9 protein-coding genes and 2 pseudogenes are annotated in these 10,353 nt (G+C 38.6%); 8 read left to right on the forward strand and 3 right to left on the reverse strand.

What is annotated here, in order from left to right:
• Window positions 1–871 precede the first annotated feature (871 nt).
• Entirely contained in the window at window positions 872–1,066 is a 195-nt protein-coding gene (locus N5O98_RS26285) for a hypothetical protein (protein WP_004303066.1), read from the forward strand.
• Between the two features lie 63 nt (window positions 1,067–1,129).
• On the opposite strand, the pseudogene N5O98_RS26290 reads toward N5O98_RS26285, so the two are convergent.
• Window positions 1,130–1,513, reverse strand: a pseudogene (locus tag N5O98_RS26290) (sensor histidine kinase); the annotation flags it as partial.
• 120 nt (window positions 1,514–1,633) lie between these two features.
• Between N5O98_RS26290 and N5O98_RS26295 the strand changes: the two are divergent.
• Window positions 1,634–2,200, forward strand: a complete 567-nt coding sequence (locus N5O98_RS26295; RefSeq protein ID WP_032856194.1) for a hypothetical protein — start codon at window positions 1,634–1,636, stop codon at window positions 2,198–2,200.
• On the opposite strand, the gene N5O98_RS26300 is transcribed toward N5O98_RS26295, so the two are convergent.
• Window positions 2,184–2,381 (reverse strand): hypothetical protein, encoded by a 198-nt coding sequence (locus tag N5O98_RS26300; protein ID WP_004311651.1) that lies wholly within the window; start codon window positions 2,379–2,381, stop codon window positions 2,184–2,186. The two genes, N5O98_RS26295 and N5O98_RS26300, sit on opposite strands and share 17 nt — an antisense overlap.
• 192 nt (window positions 2,382–2,573) lie before the next feature.
• Here N5O98_RS26300 and N5O98_RS26305 point away from each other — a divergent pair, with 192 nt between their 5' ends.
• From N5O98_RS26305 to N5O98_RS26315, 3 genes and pseudogenes are all read left to right on the forward strand, one after another.
• Complete coding sequence (locus N5O98_RS26305; protein WP_004311649.1) at window positions 2,574–3,500, forward strand: IS1595 family transposase; 927 nt, start codon at window positions 2,574–2,576, stop codon at window positions 3,498–3,500.
• Window positions 3,501–3,806: 306 nt separating this feature from the next.
• Window positions 3,807–5,024, forward strand: a complete 1,218-nt coding sequence (locus tag N5O98_RS26310; protein WP_004311647.1) for a hypothetical protein — start codon at window positions 3,807–3,809, stop codon at window positions 5,022–5,024.
• A gap of 170 nt (window positions 5,025–5,194) precedes the next feature.
• Window positions 5,195–5,440 (forward strand): annotated as a pseudogene (locus tag N5O98_RS26315) (ABC transporter permease); the annotation flags it as partial.
• An 81-nt stretch (window positions 5,441–5,521) separates the two neighbouring features.
• On the opposite strand, the gene spt reads toward N5O98_RS26315, so the two are convergent.
• Window positions 5,522–6,706 (reverse strand): serine palmitoyltransferase, encoded by a 1,185-nt coding sequence (spt, locus tag N5O98_RS26320; RefSeq protein ID WP_004311645.1) that lies wholly within the window; start codon window positions 6,704–6,706, stop codon window positions 5,522–5,524.
• Between the two features lie 220 nt (window positions 6,707–6,926).
• On the opposite strand from spt, the gene N5O98_RS26325 reads away from it, so the two are divergent.
• The 3 genes from N5O98_RS26325 to N5O98_RS26335 all read left to right on the forward strand — a co-directional run bounded on the left by N5O98_RS26325 (window position 6,927) and on the right by N5O98_RS26335 (window position 10,210).
• A complete protein-coding gene (locus N5O98_RS26325; protein WP_004303062.1) occupies window positions 6,927–7,952 on the forward strand; it encodes a diacylglycerol/lipid kinase family protein in 1,026 nt (341 codons plus the stop codon).
• A gap of 108 nt (window positions 7,953–8,060) precedes the next feature.
• Complete coding sequence (gene aspS, locus N5O98_RS26330) at window positions 8,061–9,824, forward strand: aspartate--tRNA ligase (RefSeq protein WP_008647566.1); 1,764 nt, start codon at window positions 8,061–8,063, stop codon at window positions 9,822–9,824.
• Window positions 9,821–10,210, forward strand: coding sequence for a GtrA family protein (locus N5O98_RS26335; RefSeq protein WP_032851895.1), 390 nt, complete (start codon window positions 9,821–9,823; stop codon window positions 10,208–10,210). The genes aspS and N5O98_RS26335 overlap by 4 nt, the downstream gene beginning before the upstream one ends.
• The last annotated feature ends 143 nt before the right edge of the window (window positions 10,211–10,353 follow it).

Raw genomic sequence — 10,353 nt, forward strand, 5'->3', positions numbered from 1 at the left:
AGTGAATAAAATTAAAGCGGTAAAAAGACAGATGTACAATAGGGCAGGAATTAAACTACTGAGAGCGAAGATTATTTATTCACAATAGAAGAAGTACCACCAAATTTGACGAAGAACCTACATAATGAAAAAAATATCTATCATACTATCATTTATTTTTATATTGTTTTAATTATCAGAAGAATAAGTATGATAGATAATTTTTCAAACAGGTATCTATCATGTTTCTGTCGCAAAAAACGGGTATCTATCATACCACTACTGCATCCGTTTTAGTGTAGAATCAGGGAAAAACACCCATATGAAGCCACAAGGATATTCACTTTATAGGATGATAACCTGTATTTGGCAGCTTAATAATCCATTGGAAACGGTAATCTTTTTATAGCCTACATATGTAGGCTGTACAGCCCGCACCTGTAAACTGTACAGCCCACGTATGTAGACTGTTCGTCACACATATGTGGGCTATAAACTTATCGCTATTAAAGTGGGATTATTAAGCCATACAGGTCGGATTTATACGGATTCATTGCAACAAAAACAAACCATCTTACGCCTGTCCGACCTTTATTCGACTATTTTATTGATGAGAGATACCCTGTTTTTGGTGGTATAAGTATGAGAGATGCCTTTTAGAAATATATCTATCATATTTATTTCGCTGATAATTAGTATGATATAAAAATAAATGATAGCATGATAGATATTTTTTTCACTATGTAAGTTTAAGCTCAAATCCGTACCGGAATGAACAAGCCTATAGTAGTATATTGGGGAGCAGTTGCCCCGTACATAAATTATCTGTGAGTATGAACTATCTTTCGATGTTTTCTGTTTTATAAATAAGAATTTTAAAATGAAAAGCCTTATGAAAACAAGAAAACAAAAAGAAACAGGTGAAAAAGAAGTGCACTTGTTAGAGCAAAAAGGATATGAAAGAATGGTGAATGAGATTGTCCCCGTTCAACAAGCGGAAGCATATCGTAAGCCAACTAATAAAGCGGTCAAAGAGGCTGTTAAGGAGTTAAATCCTGATACAAATAGTTTGGGTAGTAGAGGATAAGTAATTCCTCTACTACCCAGACTAATCATTGTATTAAAGGATTCGGGAGGCTTTCAGTGATTTTTATTTAGGGAAAGTAAGAATAAAGCAACTTCCTTTCCCTATTTCTGATTTTACGTTAATACTTCCGTCATGTAAAGTCATGATCTGTTTGCACAGGCTCAATCCGATGCCTGAACTGGATGTTTTGGTAGTAAAGAAAGGAACGAAAATCTTATCCAGAACATCTGGCAAAATTCCCTCACCATTATCAGATATTGTGAATGTTGGGTTGCCTTTAGAAAAAAACTTTATCTCAATGTTTTTATCCGTTCTCCGCTCGCACGTTTCGCGGGCATTTTTTAACAAGTTGATAAGCACTTGCTCTATCTGTGCCCGGTCTGCATATAAATATAAATCGGATGTAGGCATTTCGAAATGAATATACTCTTCCGGGAATAATTTCTCCCAACTATATACCTTAATGTACCAAAGTCAAAATGTTAAAGTTCTTATAACAATAACATGTTTAAGATACAAGGTAACTAAATCATTTGTATATTTGTTAGCAACTAATATCTAACAAATATGCTACACGATAATATTTTTTCTTGCGAGCTATTACCATCAAAAGATGGATATACATTTACAATAGTTTCACAACTAGGTCCTATGTTACATGAAGCCGAACGCTCATTTGGTCAAAGAAATAAAGACTATACAATACTTGGTATCGAATTAGCAGATATAAAACAACCACAAATCTGGTTTCCAGGAGATTGCAGGCATATTATCATTCAATTAACAGAAGATTGTATAAATGATATGGACAAGGCATTGTTTCAATTAGCACATGAAACTATACATTGTTTAGAACCAAATAAATACGGTAGTACTACTGTTTTAGAGGAAGGACTAGCAACATATTTTTCTATGAACTATAATGGTATTAACGATGACTCTGTTATAGACTTAGAACCATATAAATTAGCATATCATAATGTTAAGCGCTTATTGAAGTATGATGACATGATAATATTAAAGGCAAGAACATTAGAACCGAATTTATCATTGATAACTGCTGATATGTTACATAGGCTGTGTCCTAGTATTGATAAAAAACTCGCGCAAGAACTTACTAGAATGTTTGCGTAGGGCCAATTAATCCTAATTTAGTTCGTTCTTTATATTCTTCGTATGTACCAGTAAAGAAACCAGTAGCAACTAAATGTTCATAGGTTTCATACCGTAATTGTTCGCGTCGTTTATTAAACTTATCCGATAATACTGTATCAGTTTCAGTATTATCGGATTTTTGTCTTACATCTATTTTCATATTGCTATTTTTTAGTAAATTTATCTGCATATAGAACCAATTAGTTATACTTAACATCATTTAAATTCTGATAGGAAATTATTTAACTATCTGATTTTTAATGCGTTAATTAAATTTGTTATATTTAAATACAAAATATAACAAATATGAACACATCGGTTCAGTATTACCCGTCAAAAACTTAAAACGGGTATGCGAGAGATAAAGTCACTTATAGAGCTAATGAGCACCCTACATGATAAAAATTCATGTAGAGAGTTCTTAGAACAATATAGGTGGCAAGGCGTACCGGTATGTCCTCATTGTAAACACAAATCTGAACATCACTACAAATTAAAGAACAAGGGAGAGTTCGATGGGCTCTACAAATGCAGGCATTGTAAGAAACGGTTTACTGTAACTGTCGGTACAATGTTTGAAGGTAGCAAAATACCTTTGGAGAAATGGTTCTATGCTATTTACATCTTCCTATCTCATAAGAAAGGTATCAGTAGCCTACAATTATCAAGAGACATAAATGTCACTCAAAAGACAGCGTGGTTTATGCTGACTAAAATAAGACATAATATGTACAAAGATGAAATTGAGAAATTCCGTGGTATAGTTCAAATGGATGAAACCTATGTCGGTGGCAAAAATAAGAACAAATGGAACAAAGGTACACAAGGAAGAAGCCTTAAAGAGAAAACTCCTGTGGTAGGTGTACTAACAGAAGATAGGGTCTATCCGGTCGTTACCTACGATGCAAGTCAGAAAACATTGCATCTATTAGTATTTGGACTGATTGAGGAAGGCTCAACATTGGTAACCGATGGTTGGGCAGGCTATAACGGTCTATCGCATCTTTATACACGTGTCATTATAGAACATAGTAAAGGACTTTACGCAAAGGACGGCTTCCATACTAACGGTATAGAGGGCTTTTGGTCACATCTAAAGCGTGGCATAAAAGGAATCTATCATGTAGTCAGTCCTAAGTACTTACAAATGTACTGTAATGAGTTCGCCTATAGATACAACACTAGAACATTAACTGACATGCAAAGGTTTATGGAATTTATGCCTAAGATAAACAAAAGACTTAAACACGCAAATCTGAAGTATAACATATACAATTAAAGAAATTTGTAGTATATTTGTAGCGTCCTTTGGGACGTCTTAATTATTTAGGAAGCGTTTAGTGCTTTTTCTCTAATGTGAATCTGGACAATTCAACTGTATTGAGGAAATAGTCAAAACGTTCTCCCTTTGGTTTGTATACCGCACACTCGTGTGTTGATATACGGTCAAGGGCGTGAGCTGTTTGTACTTATATTCAATACAGAGGTAGTCCAGAACCGACATTAGGTATAAGTCTAATAGTCTCACGCTTCTTCTATTTAATACCCTTCTGTTGAGACTAGGAAGACCAACAAATCAAAGAACGTGAAAACATTACAAATTGTACTAGCGATGTTGCTAATGTCTGCAACTGTATCTGCACAATTCGGTGGCTTTTTTAAGGATGCCAAGAAATATGCAAGACAACGAGAACGAGATGAAACTATAACAGTTGAACAAAAACGACATTACGACAATGTTATAAGGCGCTTGCGAATAGACATTAATATGTTAGATACATGTCTTACAGAAAATGATATACAACGATATATCGCAGAGACAGAACGTGCAAATCAGCAAGTAGATAGCATACTAGCACTTATGGCACCGTATAATATAGAGAAAGGAAATAATGTTATTAGTATATCAATTAACAGTCCTAAGCACGAATTTGAACAAAGATTAAATACTACCGCCTTAGAACGTGCCGTGCGTAGACTTCAGCCTATAACGCCCTCTAATCCAATTCACGCAAAATATGATTCTATTGCACGTGCTAAACGTGATTCTATAGCACAGGCTTATGCTACTGCAATAAGGCTATATAAAAACAATCGAGTAACTGCTAGCCAACATAGTAATGCTATAAATCAGCTGATTAAGCTAAAGTCTGTGAAAAATGAGTTAGACGATATCTTAACAAGTCTTGAAACTGAATTAAACAAACCTGTTGAAATTGAAAATATGCAAGCAACGGGTGTTTATAAAACTAAATGGATAGAACCAATTAATGAAGCTGATGTCATAACTGTTACAGCGCCGTATATTACAGTCAATGAATGTAGAGTTTATCATGGTCAATGCATATTCAAAAGAACTAAGAAACAACGTGTAAATGCAACAGGAAATAACCACTTTGATACAACTTATGATGTTACGATAACAATGACTGTTGACAAGGGATTAGCTAAATCTGCCAAATATTCAGGTACAATGTCATGGTGGGTACCAAACAACAAAATTCGTAAACAGTACAAAAATCCAAGGGAAGGCACAGCAGCTATGTTGAAGGCAAAACCAATCATCATAGAGACTAAACAAATTACGAAACACGAAGATTTTGGCTACATGGGCAACTTAGCTGATGAAATGTTGAAACAGTTAAAAACTGCAAATGACACTGATTTCAATAAACGAGACTTTGTGTATAATTGTCTAATTAGCAAAGTCGTAGATAGACCAAAACTTATACAGGAATATGCTGAAAAATACAGAACATATAAGCAGTCTATTTTCATAGATTATTCTGAACTAAAGAAGTAATCAGCTTGATTCGAAACTAATCTTATAAACCTTAAACTAATACTATATTAAAGTTGTTTATCTAAATTAATGTAAAGAGGGTAGCCGTGAGGCCTCCCTCTTTATTTTTACCTCGCAAATTGGCAATATTGATTTGTTTTTAAGTTTGGTACATTAAGGTATATAGTTGGGTCATCTTGAATCTATTCTTTAGAGAATATTTACTTTTACTTGTGTTTTCATCGTTCTTTGCTTTTCCGTTGGGATATGTCATGATGAAACATTGGCTAGAAAATTATATAAAGCAAACACCGATAGAATGGTGGCTCTATGCAGTCATATTCATAGGAATGGGACTTGTCATTTTCCTAAGCATTATTTGGCGCGTGTGGAAAGCCGCCCGGCAAAATCCGGCAGAAGTACTTAAGAGTGAATAAGATAAAATAAAAGTCCGGCACATTGATTTGTGTCAGACTTTTATTTTATTCACCCGATAAGAGTGATATATTCCTCGTAGATTATAAAATATCCAATGCTTTAAATGCTTTAACCAACTTTTCTACAGCACGGTCAATTTGATCTTTTGTATGAGTAGCCATCAATGCCACACGTACCAAAGTGTCTTGCGGTGCACATGCCGGAGGAATAACCGGATTGATAAATACACCCTCGTCGAAAGCCAATTTAGTGACCATGAATGTTTTTTCCGTGTCTCGTACATAAAGAGGGATGATAGGTGATTCTGTTGCACCGATTTCAAAACCTGCTTCACGGAAACGTTTCAATGCATAGTTGGTAGCCTCCCACAAAGCTTCAAGCCTTTCCGGTTCATTTTGGATGATGTGGAGGGCTTCAAGAGCAGATGCAGTAGCAGCAGGAGTGTTGGACGCACTAAATATATAAGTACGTGCGTTGTGGCGTAACCAGTTGATGATAGAAGAATCAGCAGCAATGAATCCACCGATAGAAGCCAATGATTTGCTGAAAGTACCCATAATCAAGTCAACTTCGTGAGTCAGACCGAAATGGTCGCAAACACCACGTCCTTGTTTTCCAAATACACCCAAGCCATGAGCTTCGTCTACCATGATAGTAGCGTTGTATTTATGTTTCAAGCGTACGATTTCGGGCAAGTTTGCCAGGTCGCCTTCCATAGAGAACACACCGTCTACTATGATGAGCTTCACTGAATCCGGGTTGCACTTTTGAAGTTGCTTTTCCAGATCCGCCATATCGTTATGCTTATATTTCAGTTGTTGAGAGAAGGAGAGGCGACGGCCATCTACGATAGATGCGTGGTCGCGGTCGTCGCAAATGATATAATCATTGCGATCTGTCAAAGCAGGAATAACTCCCGAATTCACCGTAAAACCGGTTGAGAAGCAGAGTGCTTCATCTTTGCCTACAAAGGCAGCCAGTTCTTTTTCCAACTGAACGTGCAGGTCAAGTGTACCATTCAAGAAGCGCGAGCCTGCGCATCCGGAACCATATTTATGCATGGCTTTAATACCTGCTTCAATCACTCTTTCATCTCCCGTAAGGCCAGTGTATGCATTGGAACCGAACATCAACACTTCGTGTCCGCCCATTTCTACCTCTGTACCCTGCTTTCCTTCTATCTCACGGAAATATGGGTAAACGCCCTGTGCCATAAACTTTTGTGGCAGGTCGTACTTAGCTAACTTCTCTTGTAATAATCCCATGAATTATAATTTATTATACTCATACTCAGATCGTTCGCTGACGATCTTACATCCTTTTATCTTAACAAGTGTTTAAAAACAGGGGGCAAAGATAACAAAATTTGCTTTTATCTGTTCTTTTTAAGAGAAAAAAGTTGCCCTCATGTGATTAGAAACCTCTAATAGATTAAAATTTAAGATATTTATATTACTTTTGTCGTCTACAATCGACAAGAATAGCATGAACGAAAGAATGAAAAAAATAAAATTCGTCGTCAATCCTATTTCGGGAACACAAAGTAAAGAATTGATTCTTAACTTGCTGGACGAAAAAATAGACAAGGCGAGATACTCTTGGGAAGTAGTGAATACGGAGAGAGCCGGTCATGCAGTAGAAATAGCTGCTAAAGCTGCCGAAGAGAAGACTGATATAGTAGTGGCTATCGGTGGGGACGGGACAATCAATGAAATAGCTCGTTCGTTGGTGCATACTGATACCGCACTGGGAATTATTCCCTGCGGATCGGGTAATGGACTGGCGAGGCATCTGCATATACCGATGGAACCGAAGAGGGCGCTGGAAGTGCTGAACGAAGGTTGCATGGACGTAATAGATTATGGTAAGATTAACGGGACGGATTTTTTCTGCACTTGCGGAGTGGGATTCGATGCTTTTGTTAGTCTGAAGTTTGCGCATGCCGGTAAACGCGGGGTGTTGACTTATCTGGAAAAGACCCTGCAAGAGAGTCTTAAATATGAACCGGAAACGTATGAACTGGAAACGGAAAACGGAGTTTCCAAGTATAAGGCTTTCCTGATTGCCTGTGGAAACGCGTCGCAATATGGAAACAATGCTTATATCGCCCCACAAGCTACGCTGACAGATGGCTTGCTGGATGTGACCATTCTCGAACCGTTCACCGTATTGGATGTCCCTTCATTGGCTTTTCAGTTATTCAATAAGACAATCGATCAGAATAGCCGTATCAAGACTTTCCGTTGCAAGCAGTTGTGCATCCGCCGCACTACTCCGGGAGTAGTGCACTTCGACGGTGATCCCATGGAAACGGACGCTAATGTGAACATTGAGTTGATTCAAAGGGGATTGCGCGTAGTGGTGCCGCAAGCGTCGGAAAAGGATGCTGCCAATGTGCTCCAAAGAGCGCAGGAATATATGAATGGCATCAAATTGATGAATGAAGCCATCGTCGACAATATAACAGACAGAAACAAGAAAATATTGAAAAAGCTGACAAAGAAAGTCTGATAAAATAACGGATTACTGACAACGAATTACAAATTATTGCGTACTTTTGCGCAGTTTTGGTTCAATCAAAATAGAAACGCGAGTGATAATCGTTTAAATAAAAAATATATGTTCAGAACGCACACATGTGGAGAACTAAGAATCTCTGATGTAAACAAGCAAGTTACGCTGTCTGGATGGGTACAGCGCAGCCGTAAAATGGGAGGAATGACTTTTATTGACCTCCGCGACCGTTACGGAATTACCCAGTTGGTCTTTAACGAAGAAATTAATGCTGAACTCTGTGAACGTGCTAATAAACTGGGACGTGAGTTCGTCATTCAAGTGACAGGAACGGTTAATGAACGTTTCAGCAAGAATGCAAACATTCCTACCGGAGACATTGAAATCATCGTTTCCGAACTGAACGTACTAAATACTGCTATGACTCCTCCGTTCACCATTGAGGATAATACGGATGGTGGTGATGATATCCGCATGAAATATCGTTACCTGGATTTGCGTCGTAACGCTGTCCGCTCTAATCTGGAACTGCGCCACAGAATGACGATTGAAGTTCGCAAATATCTGGATAGTCTAGGTTTCATCGAAGTGGAAACACCCGTTTTGATCGGTTCTACTCCTGAAGGTGCACGCGACTTTGTGGTGCCGTCACGTATGAATCCGGGACAGTTCTACGCACTTCCGCAATCTCCGCAGACATTGAAGCAGTTGTTGATGGTTTCTGGTTTCGACCGTTACTTCCAGATTGCAAAATGTTTTCGCGATGAGGACTTGCGTGCCGATCGTCAGCCGGAATTTACGCAGATTGACTGCGAAATGAGCTTCGTTGAGCAGGAAGATATTATCACTACTTTTGAAGGAATGGCTAAACATTTGTTCAAAACACTGCGTGGCGTGGAACTGGCTGAACCGTTCCAGCGTATGTCTTGGGCGGATGCCATGAAATATTATGGTAGCGACAAACCGGACTTACGTTTCGGCATGAAATTCGTGGAATTGATGGATATCATGAAAGGTCACGGATTCTCTGTATTCGATAATGCTGCTTATGTGGGTGGTATCTGTGCTGAAGGTGCTGCAACCTATACTCGTAAACAACTGGATGCACTGACGGACTTCGTAAAGAAACCGCAGATTGGTGCAAAAGGTATGGTGTATGCCCGTGTAGAAGCGGACGGAACTGTAAAATCGAGCGTGGATAAATTCTATACGCAGGAAGTGCTTCAGCAAATGAAAGAGGCATTCGGTGCTAAACCGGGTGATTTGATCCTGATTCTGTCTGGCGACGATGTAATGAAAACACGTAAACAACTTTGTGAGCTTCGTCTGGAAATGGGCGCTCAACTGGGATTGCGTGATAAGAATAAGTTTGTTTGCCTTTGGGTGATCGACTTCCCGATGTTCGAATGGAGTGAGGAGGAAGGTCGTTTGATGGCTATGCATCATCCGTTTACTCATCCGAAAGAGGAAGATATTCCGATGTTGGATACTGATCCGGCAGCTGTACGTGCAGATGCTTATGATATGGTAGTGAACGGTGTGGAAGTTGGTGGCGGATCTATCCGTATCCACGATGCGAAATTACAGGCGAAGATGTTCGAGATTCTTGGATTCACTCCGGAAAAGGCACAGGCACAGTTTGGCTTCCTGATGAATGCCTTTAAGTATGGTGCACCTCCTCACGGTGGTTTGGCATACGGACTCGACCGTTGGGTATCTTTGTTCGCAGGTTTGGATTCTATCCGCGACTGTATTGCGTTCCCGAAAAACAATTCCGGACGTGATGTGATGCTGGATGCACCGTCTGCAATCGACCAGACTCAACTTGATGAACTGAATTTGATCGTTGATCTGAAAGAGGGCGAGTGAAAGAATCTGTACGCATATTCCGTTTTATAATCATCGGTACAATGAACGCCTTAATTATGGCGTTGGTTGTATGGTTAATGATGAAAGAAATGTCATTTGACGGTGACTATATGGTGGCTAATATAACAGCGTATCTGATAGCTCAAATCCATAACTTTATCTGGTGCAAATATTGGATATTCCCCGTAGAAAATAAAAAGAATAGTATCTGGAAACAGATACTGCTCTTTTGCTCTGCTTTTGCCGTGGCTTACACTGCACAGTTTTTATTTCTTGTCTTATTGGTAGAAGGATTGGACGTGAATGAATATCTGGCTCAATTCCTGGGATTGTTTATTTATGGAGGGGCTAATTTCCTAGCCAACAAAAAAATAACGTTTCAATGAGATAGTTATTTATGATGATATATTAAAAGGAGGTGTGTCGTAATGCACGATGCACCTCTTTTTTTGTTCATCACTATACAAATCTGTTCACTTTCTTTAAGCTGCGATCTTTTGAAGATTTCTTTGATTTATGTGTTCCCAGC

The organism is Bacteroides sp. LFL-34, from assembly GCF_027257075.1.
Taxonomy (GTDB): domain Bacteria; phylum Bacteroidota; class Bacteroidia; order Bacteroidales; family Bacteroidaceae; genus Bacteroides; species Bacteroides ovatus.

Bases quoted from the DNA above. Each gene is read 5' to 3' on its own strand.
- N5O98_RS26285 (WP_004303066.1), top strand. From the start codon at position 872: ATGAAAACAAGAAAACAAAAAGAAACAGGTGAAAAAGAAGTGCACTTG.
- N5O98_RS26295 (WP_032856194.1), top strand. From the start codon at position 1,634: ATGCTACACGATAATATTTTTTCTTGCGAGCTATTACCATCAAAAGAT.
- N5O98_RS26300 (WP_004311651.1), bottom strand. From the start codon at position 2,381: ATGAAAATAGATGTAAGACAAAAATCCGATAATACTGAAACTGATACA.
- N5O98_RS26305 (WP_004311649.1), top strand. From the start codon at position 2,574: ATGCGAGAGATAAAGTCACTTATAGAGCTAATGAGCACCCTACATGAT.
- spt (WP_004311645.1), bottom strand. From the start codon at position 6,706: ATGGGATTATTACAAGAGAAGTTAGCTAAGTACGACCTGCCACAAAAG.
- N5O98_RS26325 (WP_004303062.1), top strand. From the start codon at position 6,927: ATGAACGAAAGAATGAAAAAAATAAAATTCGTCGTCAATCCTATTTCG.
- aspS (WP_008647566.1), top strand. From the start codon at position 8,061: ATGTTCAGAACGCACACATGTGGAGAACTAAGAATCTCTGATGTAAAC.